A 25,329-nucleotide genomic window follows, 5' to 3' on the forward strand; every position below is an offset into this window, starting at 1 on the left:
AAAGTGAGGACGCCCGTATAAGTGTTCAGGCGAAATTGATTTGAAATTTGATGCCGTATGCACCGAGCAGGCTGCGGACTTCGTCGTCGATAGTTTCCTTCGTCCAGGTGACGAAGTTACGCCAATGGTATTTGGCCTGCTTCCAGACGATCTCGATGAGATTGAGTTCGGGACTGTATGGCGGCAGATAGAACAGTTGCATGCGATGCTCGCGTAGCCAGCGCTCATGCACTTCAGGATCAATTGCATGATGGATCGAAGCGTTGTCCAGTACCACCACAGTCGGACGCTCATCGCCCTGCAGGGCGATCTGCTCGAGGAACTCGATGACAGCGCCGCCTTTGATCGACGAACTCGTGACATGGTGAGTCAACGCGTTGGCTCCGAAGTCAAGGGCGCCGAGCACTGAGCGCCGGCAATGCAAGTGTGGTTCGACACGATGAGGCAGGCCGCGCGGTGACCACGCTCTTTGCACCGGAGGCGAGGCGGCAAAGCCCGCTTCATCGAAATAGATCAGGCGCACTGCGTTGGCGCGAGCGGCGCATTGCAGTTTTCCCAGGGTGGCGGATTTCATCTCAAAGTCTTCCTGGTTGCGCTTTTTTTGAGCGAGAAACGGTTGCGCTTGAAGGAAAAGCCTTCTCGCCGAAGGGCGACCGACAAGGTTTCCAGCGCGCACGGCATTGGCTCGCCATGCACGACTTCAATGTGTCTTGCGATTTGCCCCAGCGTCATGGACTCCGTGCGTGCGACTTCCGTCGCAGTGGCCAGCATGCCTTCGGATAGCGCGCGGGGACGACCGCCTTTATGCCCCGTGAGCAAGCCGCAAACCCCTTGCTCTCGCCACGCGTGCGCCCAGTTGTAGAGCGATTGACCGCTGACGCCAAGTTTCGAGGCGATCTCGGTCAGCTTGACCCCGCGTCCGAGCAACAGCACGCCTGCGGCCCGGGTGCGAGCGTCGCGATGTTTGTGATTCACGCACAGCTGTTGCAACGTCTGATCCTCGGCTTCGGTCAGCTCTACGACACACTTCATCGGTACCCCGGCGTAATGACGACGCCGAAAGTTAACAAAATTCAAACGCGTTTACCAGCAACACTTACAGCGATATTTCTGCCAACTTAAAGGCTTACAAAACCACGCTCGGTGGCGTTGATGGAATTTTCTTCGATGAGGCTGCTTACGATAATGATAGTACGAGTGAGAAGCCTCAGTTGACTGATCAGCAAAAATGCTCAGGCACTCCACCTAAATGGAGTGCGATCCGTTCGACAATGAAAGACGTGGGGATATCCGGCACAGTAGTTTGGAATGCGGGTACATGGGGAAATAATAATTGTTTTATCTCCGGCGCACAAAAGGGTGAGCACATAGTGATACTTGAAGACTCCTATACCGCATACCAAAAAAATCTCACCAACCTCAATTCGGCTCAAAGTACGGCAAATTCGCTTGGGGTTAAGACTTGGTTGCTGACCTACGCCGCGACTCAAGCTCAAATGCAAACCACAGTCAATGGAACGACAGCAAACTATGTGTATGTAACCGACCAACCCGGCAACGGGGCTACTTGGAACTACACGCCTGGTTATTGGAAAGCTGAGAAATCGCTACTGGGAAAGTGAGTGATCGCGCCTTGACTCGCCGAAAAAAATCTCGTAGCTAATCAGAATTACCAAGGTGTGGGAAAGGAGCCTGCCCACATCTTGTGTTTCGCATGTGATGGCCCGTTCGACGAATTGTTAGGTCGGCTCGACTTCTGACATGGGCTAGCGGGCCCAAGAACGCATCCTTAAGCGTTTAAGCAACGCGCCAAGCCAATGTCACTTGCTGTCGCGTATATGCTCGACCAGATAATCGATCAACGCCCGTACCTTGGGCGGAAGAAAACGATTCGGTGGATACAGCAACCACACCGAGCCTACATAAGCGAGTGCTTCGAGATCCCAGTCGGCGAGCACTTGCACGAGCTCGCCACTTTCTAACGCTTCGGCTGCGCTGAACTGCGGCAGGCTTGCAATGCCGAAATCCTGCTGCGCCGCTTCGAGTCGCGCGCCTGCATGGTTCGCTATATATCGCCCGCTCACCTCCACGGTCTGCGTTTCCGTGCCGCGCCGAAAACGCCAGCGGTTGTCGTCGACGGTTTCGCCGAGATAAAGGCAGTCGTGCTGCGTGAGATCACGTGGGTGCTTGGGTGTACCGCGCGCATGCAGATACGCGGGCGAAGCACACAACATCCAGCGGACCGAACCCAGCCGCCGTCCCGCCAGACCGGGCGGTGGATGATCTGTTAGGCGGATCACGAGATCGAGATCGTTCTCAAGCGGATCGACTTCATGATCTGCATAAAGCAACTGCAAGTCGACTTCTTCATACGCGCGCAAAAAGCCCGGCACGAGCGGATGAATGACTGTTTTCGCAAAGGCCGTTGGCGCGCTCACGCTGACTTTCCCTTGCGGCCGGCCGACCAGTGAACCGGCGGCATCCACGGCGCCCGACGCCGCGCTCACGATGTCGCGGCAGAATCGAACCACCTGTTCGCCTGATTCTGTCACCTTCACCTTGCGCGTGGATCGTTCAAGCAGCCGCGTGGCAAGCGCTTCCTCAAGACGTTTGATCTGGCGGCTGACCGTTGACGGTGTGCTGCCGAGTTGGCGCGCGGCTACGGAAAAGTTGCCGGCATCGACGACACGGGCGAATACCGCCATGTCGGGCAGCAATGCAAAGAGTTCGGTTTGATTCATCGGGCCGTCGCGAGTTGGGGCGCAGGATTAATGCATCTGCGACATAAAGGCTTTGCGCATCGACCCGATTATCGTCGCATGTGCAACGCTCGACAATACGGACTCATCTACTGAGGTCCGATCATGCCCAAGCAAGACCGCCTGCTCTTATTGTCCGATCTCATGTTGCTGGTGGTCGCGGTGGTGTGGGGAACCAGTTATGGAGTCGTCAAGAGCGCACTCGTGTTTTATCCGGTGCTGGGCCTGCTGACGCTGCGATTCGGCATTACATTCGTGATGTTATCGCCGGCGTTGCGAAGTTTGCGTCAGGCCGACGCGCGAACGCTGCGCGGCGTGTTTATAGCAGGCTTGCTGCTGCTGGGCATTTTCCTAAGCGAAACATTTGGCGTGCTGATGACGCGCGCATCTAATGCGGCGTTCCTGATTAGCCTCTGCGTGGTGCTGACGCCGCTGGTCGAGTGGATGCTGCTCAAGCGCCGGCCCGGACGGATTGAATGGGCAGCAGTCGCGCTCTCGTTGTTAGGCGCATGGCTGCTTGCCGGTGACGGTTCGGTCGCGTTAAATCCCGGCGATGCACTGATCCTGTTTGCCGCTTTGCTGCGTGCGCTGAATGTCTGTGTGACGAAACGTGTGATGCGTGATTCTTCGCTGCCGCCTTTGTCAGTGACGGCCGTGCAGTCGGGTGTGGTCGCGTTTGGCAGTGCAGCGGTGGCGCTTGTGTTTGCGCCGAAGCAGTGGCAGCACGTGCCGTCGTTCGCCGGACATGAGTCGTTTTGGGGCAGCGTGTTTTATCTGGTTTTTGCGTGCACGTTGTTCGCGTTCTTCGCGCAAAACTACGCGATCAAACGCAGCAGTCCAACCCGCGTTGCGTTGCTGATGGGTAGCGAACCCGCATTCGGCGCTTTGTTCGCCTGGATGTGGCTGGGCGAGAAGATATCGCTTGTTGCATGGGTCGGCGGTGGTTTGATCGTCGTCGCGTCCATGCTGGCGACGGTGCGCTGGCGCAAGGCGGTGGAGGTGAATGTCCCTCGTGCTTCAGAGGTTTTGCCGTGACGCTGACTTGGTCTCGGAGGCCTTGTGGTTGGTTTTCTCGATCGCCGATCTTGCTCCGGTTTTCAACTGCGTGACGGCCTCAATCAGAGCGCGCCGGAACACTTCGTTCGAAGCAAGTTCGAGACTAAATACATCGCGGCAACCAAGCATCGCATCGACAAGACTTTTCGGATCGCCGCCCGAATGGGTAGCCAGCGCAGTCAACTGCGAGGCCAGCGGATCGCTGATAACGAAAGTCGTCCCGTCGTCGGCGCGTCCGCACAGGAAAACGAACCACGCTGCAATGCCAAGTGCCAGCCTCGCTATTGACTCGCCGTGTTCCAGGCGCGTTGCAATCGTTGCGAGAAGACGCGGCGGAATTTTCTGACTACCGTCCATGGCAATCTGCGCACAGCGATGTTTCAACGCCGGGTTCGTATAACGGTCCAGCAGTGCATCGCGATACGCCATGAGGTCGAACGAAGCCGGAACACTCAAAGTCGGTGCAATCTCTTGCGTCATCATCGAATGGATAAGCGTGCGCAGGGGTCCGAATGAAATTGCTTCGTCGATTGTCTCGAACCCCGCCAGCATCGACAAATACGCGAGTGTCGAATGGGTGCCGTTAAGCATGCGCAGCTTGGCAAGCTCGAATGGAATTACATCATCCACGAGTTGCGCGCCTGCTTGGTCCCACGCGGGTCGTCCGGCAGGGAAGCAATCCTCGATTACCCATTGACGAAAAGGCTCGCACGGGACCGGCGCTTCGTCGCGTAGCCCAAGCGCAGCGGTAGCGGCATCGCGGTCTGCGTTCGTGGTCGAAGGAACAATGCGGTCGACCATGGTTGACGGGAAAGCGACTTCGCGTTCGATCCAGCTTGCCAGCGCTTCATCGAGCATGCGAGCGTGGGAGCAGACCACCTGGCGCAATGCTGCGCCGTTGTGCGAAAGGTTATCGCAAGAAAGCACTGTGAACGGCGCGATGCCGGCATCGCGCCGCATTCTCAATGCAGCGACGAGGATGCCCGGTACCGTGCCGGGCTCGCCAGGATGCGCCAGATCATATGCGATGCCGGGATGGCCGAGGTCGACATCGCCGGTCTTCGTATCGCGGCAGTAGCCTTTTTCCGTGACTGTCAGCGAGACGATCCGTACATTGGTGTCGGCGAGCAACTCGAACAGGCGCGCGCGGTCATGCGGTAGCGCAAGCACTTCACGCAGCGCCCGGAGAACCGTTGTCTTCACACCCTCCGCCCCACGCTCCACCAGGCTATACAAGCCATCCTGCGCCATCAACGCATCGCGCTTTGTCACATCGCCTTGAAGCGTGACGCCGCAGATTGCCCAGTCACCACCTGCGGCAAGCATGGCCTCTTCCGTATAAACCGCTTCGTGCGCCCGATGAAAATTTCCGATGCCCAAATGAACAATGCCAATGCGTGGATCGCGCCACTCGGGCGTCAGCAGATGATCCTGGATCAATGGGAGCGATTTGCGGCAAAGCACGGATTTATCGGACATTTTAAATAGCCTGAAGCGGGAAAACCCTTGGTTGACGATTAAGTCTACTTGTATGGTAGCATCAATTCCACTGATCGCACCTCAAGGAAATCCCCATGAAAATCGTCCGCGCCGATGTCATCGTCAGTTGTCCGGGACGCAATTTCGTCACGTTGAAAGTGGTGACCGACGAAGGGGTCTATGGAATTGGCGACGCCACCCTCAATGGCCGCGAACTTGCGGTGGCGTCTTATTTGAAAGACCACGTGTGTCCGCTGCTGATCGGTCGTGATCCAGGACGAATAGAAGACATCTGGCAGTTTTTATACAAAGGCGCTTACTGGCGTCGCGGGCCGGTGACCATGACCGCCATCGCCGCGGTGGACGTGGCGCTGTGGGACATCCTCGGCAAGGTTGCGAATCTGCCCTTGTACAAGCTGCTTGGCGGCGCGTCGCGTGAAAGCGTGATGGTCTACGGGCACGCGACCGGACGAGATATTCCTGAAGCCCTCGACCGTTATGCGGAGCATGTGGAGGAGGGGTACCAGGCTATCCGCATTCAATGCGGCGTGCCCAACATGCGTTCGGTGTATGGCGTATCGAAGGGCGCGGGCATGTATGAGCCGGCGACCAAAGGCGCGGTAGAAGAGCAAACGTGGTCGTCGGAAAAGTATCTCGACTTCGTGCCGAAACTCTTCGAAGCAGTACGCGATAAATTCGGTTTCGACACTCATCTCCTCCACGATGTTCATCACCGTCTCACGCCAATCGAAGCCGCCCGCCTGGGTAAATCAATCGAGCCGCATCGTTTGTTCTGGATGGAAGATCCAACGCCGGCCGAGAATCAGGCCGGCTTCCGGTTGATTCGCCAGCACACGGTGACGCCGATCGCGGTGGGCGAAGTATTCAACAGCATCTGGGACTGCAAGCAACTGATTGAAGAGCAGTTGATCGACTACATTCGCGCCACGCTCACGCATGCGGGCGGCATCACGCACCTGAAGCGTATTGCGGATTTCGCTTCGCTTTATCAGGTGCGCACCGGTTGCCACGGGCCGTCGGATTTGTCGCCGGTCTGCATGGGCGCGGCGCTTCATTTCGACTTGTGGGTACCGAATTTCGGTGTGCAGGAATACATGGGTTTCCCGAAGGAAGCGCTTGATGTTTTCCCCCATGCGTGGACCTTCGATCGCGGCACGATGTATCCCGGGGATGCACCCGGCCATGGCGTGGATATCGACGAAGAACTCGCGGCGCGCTATCCCTACGACCCGGCTTACCTGCCGGTCGCGCGACTCGGAGACGGCACGCTCTGGAACTGGTGAGCGGCGGTGTTTAATTGCGGCGCTTAACTGCGGCTTAACTGCGCGGCATCATAACAAGGAGACAGGCAATGGCAGCTCAGAACAGTAGCGCGATGTTACGCTGCGTCGCCTTCGCATCGACTATAGGAACCGCTGCCGAGTACTACGATTTCTTCGTCTATGGCACGGCTGCAGTGCTCGTGTTCGGCACGAAATTTTTCCCGAGCAGTGACCCGCTGATCGGGACACTTGCTGCATTCGCGACTTACGCCGTGGGTTTTATCGCGCGGCCGTTAGGCGGCATTGTGTTCGGACATTTTGGTGATCGCATTGGCCGCAAGAAGGCGCTGATCGTCACCATACTGATTGTCGGCCTTGGGACATTCCTGATTGGGCTGCTGCCTGACTATTCGCAGATCGGCATCTGGGCGCCGGCGTCGCTCATCCTGATCCGCGTACTGCAAGGTTTTGGCGTTGGCGGAGAACAAGCGGGCGCCGTGTTGCTGACGGCCGAATATGCGCCGCCGCCTAAGCGGGGTTTCTTCGCCAGCCTCGTCCAGCTCGGCGCACCTGCGGGCTTCCTGATTCCGGCGGGCATCTTCGCCATCCTCACTGCCACGCTCACGCATGAGCAACTGCTCGCCTGGGGCTGGCGGCTGCCGTTCCTCGGCAGCATCGTGCTGGTTGTCGTGGGCCTGTATATCCGGTTGCGTACGGAGGAGTCGCCGGTCTTCGCGGAGATTCGCAAGACGCAGGCGGTCGAGTCGCGCCCGGTCGTGGAAGTCGTCCGGCAATTCGGCTCCACGATCCTGAAGGGTGTTGGAGCGAAGCTGATCGAAGCCTGCACGTTTGCGATGTACACAATGATCGTGCTGGCCTACGGCCGTGTGCACGGTATTAGTGAGAGCCTGCTGCTTCAGACGATCATCGTTGCAGTCACGCTTGAACTGATCGCGATTCCGCTTGCAGGCGCACTATCGGACCGGATCGGCCGACGCGCCACGTTTATTGCCGGCAGCGTGCTGCAGGTCCTGCTGGTCGTGCCGCTATTTCATGCCGTCGACAGCGGCAGTCGTCTGGCGATCCAGACAGTCATGATTCTCGCGATTACAGTCGGCCACAGTCTTTGCTATGCACCGCAGGCATCGCTCTTTCCCGAACTCTTTCCGGCGCGCGTGCGTTGTAGCGGCATTGCGCTGATCTGGCAGATCGGATCGTTGGTCGGGAGCGGCGTACTCGGACTGGTGGCCGTGAAGATGCTTCAAATCACGGGCGGAAGCTCCGTCGGATTGATTGTCTACGTCATGGCACTGGGCATTGTGTCCACGCTGTGTATTTATCTTTTGCCTGAAACGGCGCCTTTGCGTCGTGGTGGTGATCTTCACGACTGGGGTACGCAACCACTCGCTATTGCTTCCAGCGAAGCGCATGCATCCCCTGTTTTTGCGGCGCGCCGCTAGCCCTGAGTGCAGTGCTTCGGCATGCATATTATTTAACGGAGCTTCTCATGCTTGCAGCCGTCCTTCACGAACCGAAACGCCTGAGTATCGATGAAGTCGATGCACCTCAGCCACTACGGGGTCAGGTCCAGATCCGCGTACGCGCAGGCGGTATCTGCGGGTCCGATCTGTCGTATTACTTCAAGGGCAAGAGCGGCGATTTCGCAGTCCGGGAACCGTTCGTCCTGGGTCACGAAGTCGCGGGTGAAATCGCAGCGCTCGGGGAGGGCGTGAGCGGCTTGCGCGTGGGTCAGCGTGTTGCCGTGAACCCGGGGCTGAATTGTGGCGAGTGCCGGTTTTGCGTGAAGGGCATGACTAATCACTGCCTGAATATGCGCTTCATGGGCAGCGCTTCGACGTTCCCTCACATGCAAGGAATGTTCCGCCAATACATTGCCGTGGCCGCGCGCCAATGCGTGCCTGTGCCCGACGCACTCGACTTTGCGCAGGCATCGATGGCCGAGCCTCTAGCGGTTGCATTGCACGCGTTGCGGCACGCTGGATCGCTGGTCGGCGCCCAGGTACTGGTGATCGGCTGCGGACCCATAGGCTGCATTTTGCTATCGGTCGCCCGGCGTGCTGGAGCGCATCGTCTGGTCGCATTGGACCTCGCCGGCAAAGCGCTGCAAATGGCCGCGGCCCTGGGTGCCGATCAGACCGTACTCGCCACTGACCAGGGACAGGTCGAAGCGTGGTCCCAGTCGCGCGGCACCTTCGACATCGTGATCGAAGCATCCGGCAGCCCTGCCGGGCTCGACACCGCGCTTCGGGCCGCACGCGCGGGTGGCGCCGTGATCCAGGTGGGCAACCTGCCGGCAGGGCAGTCGCCGGTTGCAGCCAATCTCGTGATGGCGAAGGAGTTACGTTATCAGGGGTCGTTCCGTTTCACCGATGAATACGCGGTCGCCGCCGAAGAAATCGCCACAGGGAAGATCGACCTGAGCCCGTTGATGACGCATGTCTTTCCGCTCGCGGATGCAAACCATGCGTTCGAAGTGGCGCATGACCGCAACCAGTCGATGAAGGTGCATTTGCAGTTCGACTGAATCCCTATTACTGCATTGCCCGAACGCCCGATCACAAAGAGGCGTATTTCAGGAGACATTCATGTTCAGAAGCCAGCGATGGTTCGTGGTCAGCTTGCTGTTTCTTGCTGGCGTGATCAACTATCTCGATCGCGCCGCGCTCTCGATCGCAGCGCCCTTGATCCAGAAGGACCTCAATTTTTCGCATGCGCAGATGGGCATCGTGTTCAGCAGTTTTTTCATCGGCTATGCGTTGTTTAATTTTGTCGGCGGCGTGCTGTCCGACAAGATCGGGGCAAAGAAAGTGTTTGGCGCGTCGATGGGTATCTGGTCGCTCTTCTGCGGAGCGACTGCGCTGGCTAGCAGCCTGTTTTCATTGATTGTGTTGCGGGTTCTGTTCGGCATGGGCGAGGGTCCGTTCAGTTCATCGAACAGCAAGATGGTCAACAACTGGTTTCCACGCCGCGAGGTGGCCAGCGCCATTGGTGTGATCAGTTCAGGTACGCCACTGGGCGGCGCGCTGGCGGGACCGGTGGTCGGCTACATGGCGATCCGCTTTGGCTGGCGCTGGGCGTTCGTTGCAATCATGGTGCTTGGTCTCGCGTGGCTCGTGGTGTGGACCTTGACCACGACTGAGCAACCGCAGCAGGACAAGCGCGTGAAACCCGAGGAGCTTGCGTTGATTGTCGCCGGCCAGCAGCAGGCTTCGTCGATGGAGCATGCGCCCGAAGGCGAAAAAATGGGGCTGAAGTTCTACCTGAAGCAACCGATCATCCTTGCAACAGCGTTCGCCTTTTTTGCCTACAACTACGTGCTATTTTTCTTCCTGTCGTGGTTTCCCACGTACCTGACAGAAGCCCATCACATGTCGCTCCATGACATGAGCATTGCGACCGTGATTCCCTGGGTGCTCGGCAGTATCGGCCTTGCCGCTGGCGGTTTTATCACGGACCTGATCTTGCGTATCACGGGTAAGCCGTTGCTTGCGCGGCGGATCGTTTTATCGGTTTGCCTCGGGGTCGCGGCCGTGTGTGTCGGATTTGCCGGACGAGTGGTCAGCATGGAGGGGGCAGTTGCGCTGATGTCCGTATCCATCTTCTTCCTGTACGTCACGGGCGCGGTCTATTGGGCCGTGATCGCGGACACCGTCCGACGGGAGAATGTAGGTGGCGTGGGCGGCTTCGTGCACCTGCTGGCGAACCTCGCCGGCGTAATAGGACCTGCGGTGACGGGCTTCATCGTGCAAGCGACTCACGGTGCGTATGGCAGCGCGTTCGTATTGGCGGGCGCTGTTGCGGTGCTGGGATCGCTTTGCTCGCTGATATGGATTCGCGAACCGCGTGGCGACAGATTGAAGGCGCGGCGCGCATTCGTTTCCTAGCGGGTTTAGAACTCCCAAGAGGCTTCGAACAGCTGCAATGGCGTGGTAGTATGGTAGGTTACAAGATGAAGTCCAGGCTTCATCTTGTCCTCTCTTTACTCCTCGGTCAGGTGTGCGTCATGGTCACGAAAAACGTCTTGCCGGCACCGTTGCAACGTGACGCGTCTTCGTCTGACGGCGCTGGTCGCAACAAAAGAACAGCTTCTTCCATGCCACCGGCCGCCACTGCCCGTGGCCGCGCTCGCACGATTGAACCGCGTGTTGCACTGCCCAACCTGCGCGGTCAGCTGCGCGTTGAATCGCACGAACCCATCGGCAAGCAAATCTTTCGTGCCCTGCGTGAAGCCATTTTTTCGGGCGCGCTGGTGCCGGGCACGCCGCTGTCCGAGACGGAAGTTTCAGACATGTTCCAGGTCTCCCGGCAACCGGTTCGGGAAGCGTTTATCAAGCTGGTCGAATCGGGTGTGCTGCAGGTGCTGCCGCAGAGAGGGACCTTCGTTAAGAAGATCTCACCGCGACGCGTCCGGGAAGGCAGGTTCATCCGCGAAGCGATCGAGGCTGCAGTGGCTCGCAAGGCCGCGGTTGAAATCACGGAGGCGCAACTCGCCGATCTTGCCGACAATCTACGCGATCAGAAGACTGCCGCGAAAGCGCACGACACCACGTCCTTCCTTGCACTCGACGAGCGTTTTCATTTCCTGATTGCACAATCGATTGACTGCGTGGCGGCATGGGACACTATTCAGGACATCAAGGCTCAGATGGACCGCGTGCGTTATCTGAGCTTGCCGGAAGTGTCGCCGCTTGAATTGCTGATCAAGCAACATGCACGCATTGTGAGTGCATTGAAAGCGCATGATGCCGATGCCGCGGAAGAAGCCATGCGCGCGCATTTGCGCGAGATACTGGTCTCGCTAAAGCAGGTCGCCGAACGCAATCCGGACTGGTTTGAACCGGATGACGGCGAACGTGCCCACCTTGCTAGCTAGGTAAGCTCATCGCGACCGCGCTGAAACCGTAGCGAGGCAATATGGCTTGCGCTTGCGGATTCATCAGGTACATGGCCGATCGATAAGCCGCATCACATGTCGACTTATTCTGCGAATCGTCGAGCACGGTCATGCCGTAGTCGGCCGAGATGGCCAGATTTGTCGTCAACTCAACTTGTGTGACGCTCGTATCAGGCGTCGTTTCATGTGAGCTGCAATAGCCGATAAACACATCCACCCGCCGCGTTTCCATAAAGTACTTTACCGGATTTTTCCCGGCAGGCACGTCCGGCGTCACGCAGCCGCCCACCAGTTGTTGCGCCTTTTTCTCCAGGATTTTGCGGGCCTTGGGGATGTACCGTGTCGGCTTTGGCAAACAACATCCTTGCATAGTCTCCACCGGGATCAGCCGCGGGTGTCGACGTGTGGCGAGGCATCGTTCTTGTAGTGGAGTCATTGCCGGTAACAATTTTCGATATGTTCGGCAACATATAACGAAGCGATCAGGCGTGTACTGGCTAGTTGTGGACTCGGCTCGAATACCCGGTATGCGAACCGCGTATTCGAGTTGCTAATGCAGCGGTTAGCGCTTAGCGTTTCGTTGTCGGCGTGGCGCGAAATACCAGTACCAGGCCCGCAAGGATCGACGCCATTCCTGCTACGCCAAGAGGCGCAAGACGGTTGCCTAGCACGAGGTAATCCATCACGGCGGTGACCACGGGCACAAGATAAAAGAGGCTCGTCACGTTGACGAGATTACCGGCCCGCATCAGCCGATAAAACAGCAACTGTGCGAAAACAGATATCACAATGCCTAGCCATAGCAACGGTATAAGAAAATCCACGCTAGGTACGAACCTGACGGGCTCGAACGGTACGAACAACATGGCGAGCACGAGGCCAACAACGTTCTGAAGCGGCAGGACATCGATCGGTTGCTGCTTCAGGCGCTTCTGCAGGATGGCGCCAGTTGTCATGCACGCTAACGCGCCCGCGCCAAGAAGCACGCCCGCTAGAGAAAAGCGCTTAGCACTACCGGCTGCGAATACAACGAGAGACAAACCACCCAACGCAAGGAGCAGGCCGCCCAAGCGTGCTGGGGTCAAGCGACGCTCCACCAGCACAAGTGTGAGGATGGGCTGTGCGCCCAGGAGCGTTGCGAGAATGCCGGGCGTCAATCCACGATCGAGCGCGAGCAGATAGCAAATCGGATAACCACCGGTCAGCAATGCGCCGGTGATCGCGACTTGCAAACGCGTTCCAGAAGCTGGCAACCAGCGCCCGCGCCATACAGCCAGCATCGCAAGGACGCTCGACGCCAAGGCAAAACGCAGCACAAGGAAAGCGAAGGCCGGGGCGTGATCGAGTCCCAGTTCCGAAACGATTGCACCGCTGCTCCACAGCAGGACAAAGAGTGCCGTCGAACCATAAGCGGCGACGGCGGATTTTACAAAAGCCATGAGTATTCACCTGTCGGGGGAATAAGGACTTAGGCGAGCGCGGTCAAGCCGCCAGGCACCAGCAGGTGCTGCGGTCAGGCCGGAAGCCTAAGACTTGAGGAGAAAAAGTTCAGCCAGGAACGCCCGTGTGCGGCGGCGCTACTGCGCCAGCCGCGACGGTGTTCGGAGGAGAAACGACAGGTGGGGAAACAGAGAAACCGAAATCCTTGGGACCGCTAAGACGCGCATGACCAGCCGTCGAGTCGGGCTCGATAGCGGCAAGGTGAATGTGCGTAGGGTTTGTCATGGAAAGCGGATTGAATAGAGTCGCGTGCTAAGGATGCAAGATTAACGCTAAGTCGCAGGTTGCGCAACGCTTAGGCGGGGGACTTAGCTGATAAGAGTGATTCATTAGTTGCTTGGCCAATCCATAGAGAACCCCGCTTGATCTTAAATTGCCACGCACGACAAACCGGCCGTATCGCTTTGCATGTCAACGCTCCACGGCGAGCTTTAGTTTCATCAGTGCGTGATCCCACTGCTGTGCGATCGTTTCAAGAGACCGCCGGGCGGCTTCCAGATGCGTCGGTTCAAATTCCCACAAGCGCTCGCGCCCGATCTTGATGTCGCGCACCAGCCCGGCGTTCGCCAGCACCTGCAAGTGCTGCGTGACCGACTGCCTCGTGATGTCCGTCCCGGCAGTGAGTTGCGCAATTGACATCGCGCTGCCGGCGCACAGCACAGCGACGAGACGCAAGCGCGTCTCGTCGCCTAGCGCCGCAAAAACCGCCGCCGCGTTTCGTTGCGCCGGGCCCTTGAGCAGCGCTTTATTCGACGGAGACCTAGCCCTTGCCAGCATGTTTTTCGATGTTCGTCATTTGCGCTTCCCATCCCTGGTTGTTCAGGCGGAATGCATCCGCGCGGCGTTCGGGCGGAATATTGTCAAAGCCGGTTTCGACTATGCGCACCAACGTACCTGAGCCAACTTCTTCAAGCTCGAATACGACCAGGGTGGTGGGCTCGCCGGAGTAGTCGATGGCCGGATCGATGGCGCCCGGATGCCAGCGCCAGGAAAATAGCCACTCAGGTTCAATGCGTTCAATCAACATCTCGCAGACAAGATGTTCGTATCCGGGGTGGGTAATGCGTCCATGGACGGCCGTGCCTGCGACAAAGCTTTCGCCTTTGAAATCCATGCCGAACCATTTTCCGAATTCTTTGGCATTCGACAACGCGCGCCAGACGCGCGAACGCGGGGCCTCGACAAGGCTCTGTTTTTCTATTCGATCAGTTGACGATGTCATATGCAGCCTCCTGACTGCATATTAGTCAGCGAGACGTGGAAATGCAAGTAATTGACTGCATGTCTTCATGGGCTTAGCGGGCGCTTGGTCTTTATGAGAGGATTTGCTGACACCGGGACTAGGGCCTAAGACTAAGACCTCTCGCTCGAACGCCGATTAAATTTCTGCTCGATCACATGAGTGCCCCATTGCGAGCCTTCTGCTTCCTCGGTCAAATAAAATCCGGACGACTCGTACAGATGACGCGCGGCGTCAAGGCTCTTGAAAGTCCAAAGATAGGTTTCATCGAATTCACGATCGACGAAATCCAGCGCCTTGGAGAGGAGGCGGCGTCCCACACCTGAGCCGCGCAATGACTCGTCGACAATAAACCATCGCAGATGAGCAAGCCGGTCATCGGCGTCGTCCGCGTCTACGGCGATTGAAGCGAGTGACCTGCCGTTCTCGACATGGAGCCACAGCGCCTTACCGGGAGACGGCAAGGCCATGGCAAACTCCGCCAGTTCGGTGGCGACTTTCTTTTCAAAGAAAACACCGAAGCCGGCTGCTTGCGAATAGAAACGTGCATGCAGGCTCGCTATGTCTCCAATGCATCCCGGTTGATAGCCCTCAAGGATTTTCTCGTCTATCGATGCCGCCGCTCGAGGTGTCTTGTTGACGTTGTCCTGCGCCAGGGCATCCGCGTAAAGCGCAAGCGAGCGGACCAGCGTTTGCTGGTCCGCAGGCACCAGTCGCCTAAGGGCATTGGAGACCTGATCGGTCGCAAAGCGGTCGATCTTTTGCCGCAACTTCTTGCCGGCTGCCGTCAGGAACAGCCGTGACGACCGGCCGTCGTCGCTCGCGGTTTCCCGTGTTACTAGTCCCAAGGATTCGAGTTTTGCCAACTGCCTGCTGGTGTTCGATTTATCGAGCCGTAGCGTGTCGGCCAGGTCGCGCGCCTGAAGGCCCGGCGCCAACCCGATCTCAATGACCGCGTGAACGGCCGATGGCGCGAGGTCGCTGTCGGCCAGCGTATTGCGCATGAAACCCAGCTCGCGTACCAGCTTTCGCGAAAAGTCGCGAAGCTCGAGGATGGTGTGATCCCGCGATTGTTCGAGTAAATCGACATAGTCCATGGTTGCTCCAAACAGTTGCGCCTCGCAACCAATATACTTGCGAGGCGCAACTTTTTCAAGCTCACTTGAACCTTGCTAAAACGACTAGACTTCCCCAACCGGCTCTGCAGCAATAGGCGGCGAAACAGCCCTTTCCGACGCCGCTTTCACGCGGCCGACCCAGATCGCCGCGAACGATACGAGCGCGACCGCCAACAAGCCGTTGGTGCCATATCCCCGGATCGCCCCGTGCGCATCGAACGATAGAAACAGTCCACCAAGCCATGCACCGCAACCGGCGCCGAGTGCTTGCAGTGCGCTGTTCGTGCTTAAGAAAGCGCCGCGATTGGACGGTTCGGGAACGGTCGTCAGCAACGCTTGCATCGGCACCATGCGGCCGGACACAATCACCATGAACACGGGAAACAGCAGGACCATTGCGATGAACGGCAGGTTCGGCAGGTGAGTGACGAACAGCACGGGCACGAGCGATAGCACTACCAGCAGGCGGAACATCCGGCGGCTGCCATAGCGATCGGAAAGCCTGCCGACGAGCCGCGCTGTGAAGAACGTCGCGGCGCCGCCCGCCATGTATAACCACGACAACTGCGCCGGGGCCACGCCGTGATTAGCCACAAGCATGGGCGAGATGAACGGGATTACCAGCATCTGCGACCCCATGACAATGAACGTCAGTGCGAATGCATTGGCGTAGCGCGGGTTCGATATCAGCCTCCACAGCGTAGGCATGACACTTCGTAACGGAGGCGGCGTGCGGCTTAAATGCTCCGTGAGTGAAGGCACAAGCTTCATTCCGGCGAGCCAGATCAAGACCGATAAACCCACCAGCAAGATGAACGGCGTGAACCAGCCGAAATGCGCGCCTAACAGAACGCCTGCCGGCACGCCCGCCACCGCGGCAAGTGAGAAGGCCGTCATGATCGTGCCGGTCGCGGCGCCGCGGCGCGAGACGGGAATAACGTCGCTGACGATCGCCATGATGACCGACCCCAGCACGCCGCCGGTGATGCCCGCAAAAGCGCGTGCGATCAGCAGCATGGGAAAACTGGTGGCGCAGGCGCACGCGAGGTTCGACAGCGCGAACAGCGCATAGACCGTCAACATGATACGGCGACGATCGAAGCGATCAATGTAAGTGGCGGCAAGCAACCTGAGAGACCCGAACACCACGAATAGGCTGAAACGGCGGTGGCGAACGCGGCCGGTGATATCTGAAAGCTCCCCATGATTTGCGGGCCGAGCGGCATCATCACCATGAAGTCCATGATGATGGTGAACTGTGTAAGCGCAAGCAGCCAGAGAAGGCGCCGCTCGCGACTCGCGTCTAGACTATACATATAGTCATCCTGATTAGATTTCTTTTAACGGCTAAAGCAGACAAGGCGCAGGTCAGTCGTCAATGGATTCGTGAACCGCTTCCGCGCCGAGTTTCCAGTAACTTGCCGCGCGAATCCGGCTCTTGTCGACACCACGTTCCGTGCACAGGTGCTGGCGAACCGCACGCATGACCGTCGCTTCGCCGGCGGCCCACACATAGCCTTCGCCAGTCGGCAAATACATTTCTCGCAACGCCAGTAACAAGGCTGCACCGGGGAAGTCCGATTCGCTGCGGTAGCGCCATTCGGCGTACAGGTCGGTTTGCGTCGTGAAGTCGATACGTGCAGATGGATCTTCCACTTCAATCAGCGTGGCCACGCGCGTTCCCGGCGGCAGCTCTTCCAGGCGGCGTGCGATGGCAGGGAGCGCCGTCTCGTCGCCAATCAGCAGGTGCCAGTCGAATCCCTCGGGGATCATGAAGGAACCGCGCGGACCGCCAATTCCCAAATACTGTCCGACCTTCGCTTGCGCTGCCCACGTCGCGGCAGGTCCTGCCTCATGCAGCGCAAACTCGATATCGAGCTCGCATGCTTCGCGATCGTATCGACGCGGGGTGAAGTCGCGTGCAATTGGCCGCGGCTGGTCGTCGGCGAAGACCGGACCGTTCGGGCCGGCCGTCGGCATGACCGGCTTGTCGGCTCCGGGTTGTGGAAAGAAGACCTTGATGTGGTCGTCAAAGGATGCCGATTCAAAGTCGCGAAGATCGTCGCCGCCTAGCGTGATGCGCACGAGGTGCGGCGTAAGCGGTTGAAGGCGCTTGACTTGAGCCAGGCGGAATTTGAGTTGATGACGGACGCGGCCGACCGTCAGATCGGGCCTGCTGTTTTGCATTGTGTGTTCTCTTGAGTGTTGATTCACGCCGGATCTCCTGCGGTTTTTCCTTCGATCTCGGCAGTGGCTCGGACAAGGATCGCGGCAATACGGCGTTGCTCGCTGACGGGTGCGTCGGTACGCATTAGCAACGCGTGCTTGAGCGCGCGGCGTGCCTGGATGAACTCGGGCAACCATGCATTGCTGTCGCCGTTGGCGTCCGCGTTTTCATCGCCGGTTTCGCCTGCAAACGCGCGGCGCACCGAATCCATCTTGCGTGCAAAATGGCTTAGCTTGGCTAGCATTACATCGACGCGCTCGCGATTAGTCGCGAGGTAATTGCGTCCGGATTCGGCTAGCGCATAACGCTTGCGATTGCCTTCCACTTCAACCGTTGCATAGCCCAGTTCTTCCAGGTAGGTCAGCGCCGGATAGACCATGCCGGGACTCGGGCTGTAAAAACCATTCGATCGAACTTCAAGCGCCTTGATTAGTTCGTAGCCATGGCGCGGTGCTTCGGCTAGAAGAGCAAGCAGGAGCAATTGCAGGTCGTCAGAGGTGAATTTGCGGCCGCGCGGCATGCCGTCGTCGCCGCGGCCGCCGAAGCCTCCGGGGCCGCCTGGGAAGCGGCCATCGTCGTCATGGCGGTGATGGCGGCCGATCGCATGCCACATGGCATGCATGGAAAAATGGTCTGAAGATTCAAATCCAGCGTGGGTGCGAGCGAACTCGCGGTTGCGGTGATGTTGCATCGTAGAACTCCGTAGATATCGTAAAACACATCTTAAGATATATATCTTAAGATACGTTGTCAATGTTTTTTTCGGAGCGAGATTGGCCCGGCGGGCAGGTTCCGGCGTTGTGTTTTGGCGGATCGTGACACCTTTGCAAGCTTTGTTACGAGCCCCAAGCGAAGCCCTCAAACCTGCAATGCTTAAGTCTCGGGCGCTCATAACCATATCGGAATTGAATAATTCTCAAGGCGTCGCAGCGTCGCTACTCTGGGCGCTGATTTCGCCCGCGAGGATTGATACAGATGGATGGTTCCAAGGTTTTCGATGGACGGCGGCGCGCATTGCGCTTGCTAGGCGCCGCGCCGGCCGTCGCCGGGCTAGGAGGTTTTGCATCGCGGCAGGCGAGGGCGGAGGACGCGGCCTTGCGTTCCGTCACGCTTATTCTGGGCGATCAGGCGGGCGGAACGCGCGCGCTAGCCGAGGCTGCCAAAGTGCTCGGCGGCACCCCGTATGCCTTCAAGTGGGCTAATTTCCAGGGCGCGGCACCGCTCTTCGAAGCACAGCGCGCGGGTGCTGTCGACTTGGCGCCTGCCGGTGATTTGCCGGTGCTGGCTGCAGCCGTTGGCGATCCGACGCTCAAGATCGTGGCGACGCGCGTTGGCTCCGGCGCGCAGCTGGGCATCCTCGTTCCGGCGGACTCGAAGCTGCGCAGCGTGGCGGAGCTCAAGGGACGCACGGTGTTTGTATCGTCGGCGCGTGGGAGCATTTCGCAATTCCAGCTCTATGGTGCGCTGGCCGAAGCCGGTCTTTCGCGCGAGGACGTGTCAGTGCGGTTTGTATTGCCGGTCGACGCGTTCTCCGCGTTTGAATCGGGACGTATCGATGTCTGGGCGACGTTCGATCCGTACTTCGGAACCGCAGTTCAACGGGGTGCGCGGGTGCTAAGGGATGGCACTGGCATCAATAGCGGACTGGGCTTTGTGACGGCGTCTGGCACGGCAGCGGCCGATCCCCTGAAGCGCTTCGCCATTGCAGACTTGCTCCAGCGCTTGCAACGCGCGGGCGAGTGGGCCGTCGCCAATCCCGATGCGTACGCTCAGGTCTACGCGTCATTAACCCGTCTGCCACTCGATGCTGCAAAGACCATTACCGCGCGCTCAGCGCTGAAGCAACGTTTTGTTGCCGAGAACGATATTGTCGCGTTGCAGCGAGTCGCAGATAGTGCTTTCCGCGATGCCATCCTTCCAAGAAGAATAGATGTACGCGCTATCTCGGATACGCAGATCGCTAAAGCTTGATGGTGAATGGTTGACTAAGGCGATGCGTGATGCATCGCCTTAGTTGCTCCATACCGTTTCAAGTCAATCAAGCAGATCAGGTTCTGCTTCGACCAGACCTTCATACAAGCTCTCGAACGAAAACAGCGCGCCTCCCGGACGGCCGACCCTTTCATGCGTGAGCGCGGCCACGTCATGCGGAATGCGCTGAGGCGTACCGGCGGCTTCGGCAAGTAGTTGCGTGTGGCACGCGTTATCGAGTGCGAGATACCACCACGCGGCGGCTTCGACCGTCGGGCCCGCGGTGAGGATGCCGTGATTTTTCAGGATCACCGCCTTGCTCGAACCCAGCGCGTCGGCAATGCGTGCACCTTCCTTGGTGTCGAGCACCACACCCTGGAAGTCATCGAATAGTTCGTGATCCTCATAGAATGAGCAGGAGTCTTGCGTTAGCGGATCGAGCTTGCGTCCCAGCGTCGACCAGGCTTTTCCGTAGAGGGAATGCGTATGCGCAGCCGCGATAATATCTGGACGAGCTTCGTGGATGGCCGCATGAATCGCAAACGCAGCTTGATTAACCGGTCCCTTGCCAACCACGATCTCGCCAGCGCTGTTCACCAGCAGCAAGTCGGAAACCCGCATGCGGGCGAAGTGCCTGCCAAGGGGATTGACCCAGAAATGGTCGGTCCATTCAGGATCGCGTGCAGTGATATGGCCGGCCAGACCTTGATCAAAGCCGCGTTGGGCGAACAGGCGAAACGCGCCGGCAAGCCGCTCCAGACGATGCCTGCGTTCAGCCGCGGGCGTAGCCGGAGGAGGGACTTCGTCGAACCAGAATTTGCGGACGGGCGTGTCGTGCAGGGTGAGACCGGGCGCGTCGGTGAGGGTGCTCATTGTTTGATGTCCTTTGGCGATCAAGCGACGTTCTGACTCGCCCGGGTGCCCTTGTGCGGCTAGCGGCTAAGGCCAGTCCCGGCGAATGAACAGTCTCAAAGGCTAGCACCCGGGCCTGCAAAGGTTAAATATCAAATGGAGATAACCATATCGATCGGCGGGTCGGCACCCTCAAATGACACTTGATCATTTCTAGGAGCTTACGGATTCAAACGAAAATGTTCCTAGCGCCCTGCGTACCTCATCCAGCGTTTCCTGCGTGACAGTCTTCGCGCGCTGGGTTCCTTCCTTAAGCACGCTAAAGACGTATGCCGGGTCCTGGGCAAATCGTTCTCGCCGTTCCCGTATAGGAGCGATCAGTGCCTGCAGCTTATCCTCCAGCCGATGCTTGAGCGCCATGTCGCCGAGCCCTCCTGCGCGATACGCCGCCTTCAGGCGTTCAACTTCGGCGCGGTCGTCATCGAATACGTCCAGATACGTGAAAACTACGTTGCCCTCCACGGTTCCCGGATCAGATGCACGCAGATGGTTTGGATCGGTGTACATGCGCTTCACCGCTTCACGTATGACGTCGGGCGAAGAAGAAAGCGCAATCGAGTTGTTCTGCGATTTGCTCATCTTGGCTTTGCCGTCGACACCGGGAAGGCGGCCCATCGCCGGGATCAATGCTTCGGCTTCCGGCAGAACGTCGATACCCGCCTGGCGATTAATACGCCGAACGATTTCGTTGGTTTGTTCTATCAACGGCGCCTGGTCTTCTCCCACTGGAACAAAGTGAGCCTTGAACCCGGTGATATCGGCCGCTTGCGCGATGGGGTAGCAGAGAAAGCCCGCCGGAATATCGCGCCCAAAACCGCGGGATTGAATCTCTTCCTTGATCGTGGGATTGCGTTCGAGGCGCGCGACAGTGACGAAGTTCATGTACAGCAGGGTCAATTCCGCGAGGGCCGGCAAGGCTGACTGCACGGCGATGGTCGTCTTGCCCGGATCAATACCGACGGCCAGATAATCCAGCGCGACTTCCAATACATTACGGCGCACTTTGTCCGGATCATGAGCGTTGTCGGTCATGGCCTGGGTATCGGCGACGAGGAGGTATTGCGTGTGTGTTTCCTGAAGCGCGAGCCGGGTCTTTAGCGAGCCAACATAATGGCCCAGATGCAGCGGTCCGGTAGGGCGGTCACCGGTCAGGACGGTCAGACGCGGAACGGACGACGGGGCGTCGTGTGAGTCATGAAGATCGTGCATAGTCGGATTCTCTTGAAGAACTGCCGCAGGACAAGCGAACCGGGGATTTAATCCATTCCGGCCGGACTGCGGCGATCATGGTCATTAAAAAAGACGTGACAATGCCGCTCCTTCAAGAGCGGCACCAGATGCGCGCAGTAGCGGGGTTGATCGCAGACATGGCATAAGAATGCCATAGAGCGGGGATGCCCGACAACGCCCGGCGTTTGAGCGCGCCGTCTCGATCGACGAGAATATCAAACCCGGTTTAAATAGTCAGGAATGCTTGGTAAATATCGGTCGATTAAAAACCGTCACGGACCGCATTTCCTACAGCGAGTCATTGTGCATGGAGTACCGAGCGGCACCTGGACGGCGGCGCAGCTCGCAGATTCCTGGCGTGCTCAGGCCGATAGAAATTCCGTCGCTCAACCCGGGGGTATTCCCCAGTTAACCGTGTTAACCCCAGGATATTGAAGCGTCGTGGGAATGTCCTTATGATCCGTAAAACGATTTAGTAAAACGTTCTACCAAATCAAAAAACCAGTCGAGAAATTAGACAGGTAACTAGACGGAGACATGAAATGCCCGGATCAGATCGTTGTTCGCCACGTCGTTCCTTATCGCGCCGACGCTTCGTGCAAACCGCTGGCGCTGCAGTTTCCACGCTCGCGTTTCCGGCGATCGGGCGCGCGGCGGCGCCTGTCCAACTGCGGTTTTCATCCACCATGACCGCCGACGAAAATTCCGCGCACTACATCTATTTCGAACGCCTTCAGGCGAACCTGAAGAAGAGCGTGGGCGACCAGATTCGCGTCGACTTTTTTCCGAACGGGCAGTTGGGCAAGGAGGCCGATGTCGTTCAGCAGGTTCGACTCGGTTCGATCGACATGATGATCACGGGCAGCTCGATCTGGGCAACCGCGCTTCAGGAACTCGCGTTGCTGGATCTCGGTTTTCTCTTCGACAGCTGGGCGCATGTAGGTAAATCGGTTGACCACGGCGTGGCCGATGTCTACAACAAGCTGATGCTGTCGCGCACCGGATGTTCAATCATCGGCTGGGGTTCGCACTTCAACGCGCGCAGCGTCTACACCAAGCCCGCGATCAAGGATCTGAGCGCGCTCAAGAACGTCAAGCTGCGTGTGCTGCCCACGCAGGCCTTCATCGAAACCTTCAAGTTGATGGGTGCCATCCCCACGCCGATTGCGTTCAACGAGGTGTACACCGCCGTGCAGACGGGCGTGGTCGAGGGTTTTGAACACGATGCAGCCAGCGTGCTTTCCAACAAGCTCAATGAAGTCGTGCAGAACAGTTGGCAGACCAATCACTTGTTCAGCCCATGCATCACGGTGATCGGCAAGCGGGGACTCTCGAAGATTCCCGATGCCATCAAGCCCCAGTTCCTGGAGGCCGCGCACGAGGCGAGCTTGTATCAGCGGCAAGAGGCTGCAACGAAGGGTGCAGATGCCCTTGGCGCCCTCAAGAAGGCCGGCATGACTTTCTATCCGATGGCCGACGCGGAGCGCAACAACGTTCGCAAGCTGATGCGTGACAGGCTGTGGGTGCCATTCACGCAAAGCAATCCGGTGACTGCACCGGTACTGGCTGCCATCGACGCCGCCCGTGCGTGACGTGCGTGATATGCCCCATTCAGCACAGGACTTCCGGATCACGGGAACTCACGGGAACATGAGACGAGAACCGAACGATGAATGAATCACTCAGCAAGCTGGCAGGCCACGAGTTGCGCATCGCGGATGGTCCGCAAGACGCAGCAGGGCCAGCGGTTGCAGGCCCGGTCATCAGCGCAAGCACGTGGGGCTTCGGCACGCTGACCACCAGCGGACAGTTGCTTGCCACGCTATGTACGTTCATAGAACGCCTGTGCGGCGTGGTGCTTGCCGTCGATGTCCTGGTGGTGTTCATCTCGGTGATCCTTCGATATTTCGTGCACCACCCCGTCGACTGGGCGGAGGAGATCGCGCGCGGTCTCATGGTGACGATGGTGTTCCTGGGCGGCGCGACGGTGCTCGCACGCCGGCAGCATGTGAATATCGATTTCTTCCGCGCGTTGCTGCCGCAATCATGGCGTGCGGCCGCACTACAGACCGGCTACTGGGTCATTGCAGGCACGGCGGGCGGCCTCGCGTATTCGGCATGGCTGCTGCTGGAAGACTCGGCGAACGTGACCACGCCGATGGGCTTGCCGCAGTGGATCAACGTGTTGCCGGTGATGCTGGGCGCCTTGCTGATGACCGCCGTGGCGGTAGCCAGTGCGATCACCGGCGCGACCCGTACCACATGGCTGACCTTGGCTGGCTGCTGCGCGGCCGCCGCCGCGCTATGGGGCTGGAGTACGGTCCTCCCGGAATACGCTGTCGCGCCGTGGGCGTTGCTGCTGGCGGGTTTTATCGGCGGCTTGGTGGTCGGCGTGCCCATCGCGTTCGTGCTGGCGTTGTCGGCGCTGCTTTATTTCATCAGCGACCCGACCTTGCCCATGATCATCTATTCGCAGCAGGTGATGGCCGGCATGGATCACTTCGTGCTCCTCGCTATTCCGTTCTTCGTGCTGGCCGGCCTGGTGATGGAAGTGAACGGCATGTCGTCGCGGCTGATCGAGTTGCTGGTGCGGATCTTCGGTCGCGTGCGTGGTTCCATGAATCTCATCGCCATTCTTGCCACCGCGTTTTTCTCCGGCGTGTCAGGTTCCAAGCTGGCTGATATTGCTGCAGTCGGGGGCATCGTCGTGCCCGCGGTCCGACGTACGCGCCAGGACCCGAACGAGACCGCCGCCGTGCTGGCGGCGTCGGGCGTGATGGCCGAAACCATTCCGCCTTGCATCAACATGATCATCATTGGCTTCGTTGCCAACATCTCGATAGGCGGCCTGTTTCTGGCGGGCATCGTGCCGGCGGTCGTGATGGCGATGGCGCTCGCCACCATGGTCGTGATCTTCGGCAAGAAGGTTGATCCGCGCACAGCCTTCGCCAGCCGCAAGCCGATTTTCCGGCTGCTCGGCGGTGCACTGGTCGCGCTCGTGATGGTCGTCATGATCGGCAAGGGCGTGACGTCGGGGATCGCGACATCCACCGAAGTCTCCGCGTTCGCCGTGGTCTATGCGCTCGTGGTCGGTGGCCTTACGTTCCGTGAACTGACGCCGCGAGCAATCGCGAGCTTGTTCGTACGCGCTTCAGCCATGGCGGCGGGCATCCTGTTCATCATCGCCGCAGCGTCCAGCGTTGCGTTTGCACTGACCATCCTGCAGATCCCTTCCATGCTGTCGGCCGGCATGCTGGCGCTTGCGCATACCTACGGAAGCGTGGCGTTCCTGGCGGTATCGGTGTTCATCATGATTGTGTTCGGCGCGGTATTGGAGGGCGCGCCCGCGCTCATCATCTTCGGTCCTTTGCTGGTGCCGATCGCCGTGCAGGCCGGCATCAATCCGCTGCATTTCGGTACGGTCGCGGTCACCGCAATGGGGCTTGGACTGTTCTCGCCGCCCTTCGGTCTGGGCTTATGCGCGACCTGCGCAATGACCGGTACGCGGGTCGAAGACGTCTCGCGCCGCATGCTCAAATACCTGGCGCTGCTCGTGGTGATGCTGGTGCTGCTGATCCTCGTGCCGTCCATTTCGCTGTGGCTGCCGCGGCATTTCAACATGGCCTGACACGGACACAC

22 protein-coding genes and 2 pseudogenes are annotated in these 25,329 nt (G+C 58.8%); 10 read left to right on the plus strand and 14 right to left on the minus strand.

The window, feature by feature from the left end; all coding sequences use genetic code 11:
• Window positions 1-25: 25 nt before the first annotated feature.
• Together ACMX25_RS27290 and ACMX25_RS27295 are read right to left on the minus strand one after the other, a co-directional pair.
• On the minus strand, window positions 26-574 hold the full coding sequence (locus tag ACMX25_RS27290; protein ID WP_414953121.1) for an IS630 family transposase: 549 nt from the start codon (window positions 572-574) through the stop codon (window positions 26-28).
• Window positions 571-1,032: a helix-turn-helix domain-containing protein gene (locus ACMX25_RS27295; protein WP_414953122.1), complete on the minus strand. Its 462-nt coding sequence runs from the start codon at window positions 1,030-1,032 to the stop codon at window positions 571-573. Before ACMX25_RS27295 ends, ACMX25_RS27290 begins: the two co-directional genes overlap by 4 nt.
• A 65-nt stretch (window positions 1,033-1,097) precedes the next feature.
• Between ACMX25_RS27295 and ACMX25_RS27300 the strand changes: the two are divergent.
• Window positions 1,098-1,622 (plus strand): annotated as a pseudogene (locus ACMX25_RS27300) (spherulation-specific family 4 protein); the annotation flags it as partial.
• Between the two features lie 198 nt (window positions 1,623-1,820).
• Here the strand turns inward: ACMX25_RS27300 and ACMX25_RS27305 are convergent.
• Window positions 1,821-2,741 (minus strand): LysR family transcriptional regulator, encoded by a 921-nt coding sequence (locus ACMX25_RS27305; protein WP_414953123.1) that lies wholly within the window; start codon window positions 2,739-2,741, stop codon window positions 1,821-1,823.
• A gap of 123 nt (window positions 2,742-2,864) precedes the next feature.
• On the opposite strand from ACMX25_RS27305, the gene ACMX25_RS27310 reads away from it, so the two are divergent.
• Window positions 2,865-3,794, plus strand: coding sequence for a DMT family transporter (locus tag ACMX25_RS27310; protein ID WP_414953124.1), 930 nt, complete (start codon window positions 2,865-2,867; stop codon window positions 3,792-3,794).
• Here the strand turns inward: ACMX25_RS27310 and ACMX25_RS27315 are convergent.
• On the minus strand, window positions 3,777-5,294 hold the full coding sequence (locus tag ACMX25_RS27315; protein ID WP_414953125.1) for a mannitol dehydrogenase family protein: 1,518 nt from the start codon (window positions 5,292-5,294) through the stop codon (window positions 3,777-3,779). The genes ACMX25_RS27310 and ACMX25_RS27315 overlap by 18 nt on opposite strands.
• Window positions 5,295-5,389: 95 nt before the next feature.
• Between ACMX25_RS27315 and manD the strand changes: the two genes are divergently transcribed.
• From manD to ACMX25_RS27340, 5 genes are all read left to right on the plus strand, one after another.
• Window positions 5,390-6,598: a D-mannonate dehydratase ManD gene (gene manD, locus ACMX25_RS27320; RefSeq protein ID WP_414953126.1), complete on the plus strand. Its 1,209-nt coding sequence runs from the start codon at window positions 5,390-5,392 to the stop codon at window positions 6,596-6,598.
• Window positions 6,599-6,666: 68 nt separating this feature from the next.
• Window positions 6,667-8,037 carry an MFS transporter gene (locus ACMX25_RS27325; protein ID WP_414953127.1) on the plus strand — a complete coding sequence of 457 codons (1,371 nt, stop codon included), beginning with the start codon at window positions 6,667-6,669 and terminating at the stop codon, window positions 8,035-8,037.
• 47 nt (window positions 8,038-8,084) lie between these two features.
• Window positions 8,085-9,122 (plus strand): L-idonate 5-dehydrogenase, encoded by a 1,038-nt coding sequence (locus ACMX25_RS27330; RefSeq protein WP_414953128.1) that lies wholly within the window; start codon window positions 8,085-8,087, stop codon window positions 9,120-9,122.
• A 61-nt stretch (window positions 9,123-9,183) separates the two neighbouring features.
• Window positions 9,184-10,482, plus strand: a complete 1,299-nt coding sequence (locus ACMX25_RS27335; RefSeq protein WP_414953129.1) for an MFS transporter — start codon at window positions 9,184-9,186, stop codon at window positions 10,480-10,482.
• Window positions 10,483-10,691: 209 nt separating this feature from the next.
• Entirely contained in the window at window positions 10,692-11,471 is a 780-nt protein-coding gene (locus tag ACMX25_RS27340; RefSeq protein WP_414953130.1) for a GntR family transcriptional regulator, read from the plus strand.
• On the opposite strand, the gene ACMX25_RS27345 is transcribed toward ACMX25_RS27340, so the two are convergent.
• From ACMX25_RS27345 to ACMX25_RS27380, 8 genes and pseudogenes are all read right to left on the minus strand, one after another.
• Complete coding sequence (locus ACMX25_RS27345) at window positions 11,464-11,847, minus strand: substrate-binding domain-containing protein (RefSeq protein WP_414953131.1); 384 nt, start codon at window positions 11,845-11,847, stop codon at window positions 11,464-11,466. The two genes, ACMX25_RS27340 and ACMX25_RS27345, sit on opposite strands and share 8 nt — an antisense overlap.
• A 214-nt stretch (window positions 11,848-12,061) precedes the next feature.
• On the minus strand, window positions 12,062-12,931 hold the full coding sequence (locus ACMX25_RS27350) for a DMT family transporter (protein ID WP_414953132.1): 870 nt from the start codon (window positions 12,929-12,931) through the stop codon (window positions 12,062-12,064).
• 472 nt (window positions 12,932-13,403) lie between these two features.
• Entirely contained in the window at window positions 13,404-13,769 is a 366-nt protein-coding gene (locus ACMX25_RS27355; RefSeq protein ID WP_414953133.1) for an ArsR/SmtB family transcription factor, read from the minus strand.
• Window positions 13,753-14,214, minus strand: coding sequence for an SRPBCC family protein (locus ACMX25_RS27360; RefSeq protein ID WP_414953134.1), 462 nt, complete (start codon window positions 14,212-14,214; stop codon window positions 13,753-13,755). Before ACMX25_RS27360 ends, ACMX25_RS27355 begins: the two co-directional genes overlap by 17 nt.
• Before the next feature lie 131 nt (window positions 14,215-14,345).
• Complete coding sequence (locus ACMX25_RS27365) at window positions 14,346-15,329, minus strand: GNAT family N-acetyltransferase (RefSeq protein WP_414953135.1); 984 nt, start codon at window positions 15,327-15,329, stop codon at window positions 14,346-14,348.
• Window positions 15,330-15,413: 84 nt separating this feature from the next.
• Window positions 15,414-16,666, minus strand: a pseudogene (locus ACMX25_RS27370) (MFS transporter).
• 52 nt (window positions 16,667-16,718) lie between these two features.
• Window positions 16,719-17,537: a siderophore-interacting protein gene (locus tag ACMX25_RS27375; RefSeq protein WP_414953136.1), complete on the minus strand. Its 819-nt coding sequence runs from the start codon at window positions 17,535-17,537 to the stop codon at window positions 16,719-16,721.
• Window positions 17,538-17,560: 23 nt separating this feature from the next.
• Window positions 17,561-18,268, minus strand: a complete 708-nt coding sequence (locus tag ACMX25_RS27380) for a PadR family transcriptional regulator (RefSeq protein WP_414953137.1) — start codon at window positions 18,266-18,268, stop codon at window positions 17,561-17,563.
• A 284-nt stretch (window positions 18,269-18,552) separates the two neighbouring features.
• Between ACMX25_RS27380 and ACMX25_RS27385 the strand changes: the two genes are divergently transcribed.
• Window positions 18,553-19,548 carry an ABC transporter substrate-binding protein gene (locus ACMX25_RS27385; protein ID WP_414953138.1) on the plus strand — a complete coding sequence of 332 codons (996 nt, stop codon included), beginning with the start codon at window positions 18,553-18,555 and terminating at the stop codon, window positions 19,546-19,548.
• Between the two features lie 63 nt (window positions 19,549-19,611).
• Here ACMX25_RS27385 and ACMX25_RS27390 read toward each other — a convergent pair whose 3' ends face one another.
• Together ACMX25_RS27390 and trpS are read right to left on the minus strand one after the other, a co-directional pair.
• A complete protein-coding gene (locus ACMX25_RS27390; protein WP_414953139.1) occupies window positions 19,612-20,421 on the minus strand; it encodes a class II aldolase/adducin family protein in 810 nt (269 codons plus the stop codon).
• Window positions 20,422-20,613: 192 nt separating this feature from the next.
• A complete protein-coding gene (trpS, locus tag ACMX25_RS27395; RefSeq protein ID WP_414953140.1) occupies window positions 20,614-21,669 on the minus strand; it encodes a tryptophan--tRNA ligase in 1,056 nt (351 codons plus the stop codon).
• Between the two features lie 563 nt (window positions 21,670-22,232).
• On the opposite strand from trpS, the gene ACMX25_RS27400 reads away from it, so the two are divergent.
• Window positions 22,233-23,282 (plus strand): TRAP transporter substrate-binding protein, encoded by a 1,050-nt coding sequence (locus ACMX25_RS27400; RefSeq protein ID WP_414953141.1) that lies wholly within the window; start codon window positions 22,233-22,235, stop codon window positions 23,280-23,282.
• A 77-nt stretch (window positions 23,283-23,359) separates the two neighbouring features.
• A complete protein-coding gene (locus ACMX25_RS27405; RefSeq protein WP_414953142.1) occupies window positions 23,360-25,318 on the plus strand; it encodes a TRAP transporter large permease in 1,959 nt (652 codons plus the stop codon).
• Window positions 25,319-25,329: the final 11 nt, after the last annotated feature.

Origin of the sequence: Caballeronia eucalypticola, from assembly GCF_047608185.1 — a bacterium.
GTDB lineage: Bacteria > Pseudomonadota > Gammaproteobacteria > Burkholderiales > Burkholderiaceae > Caballeronia.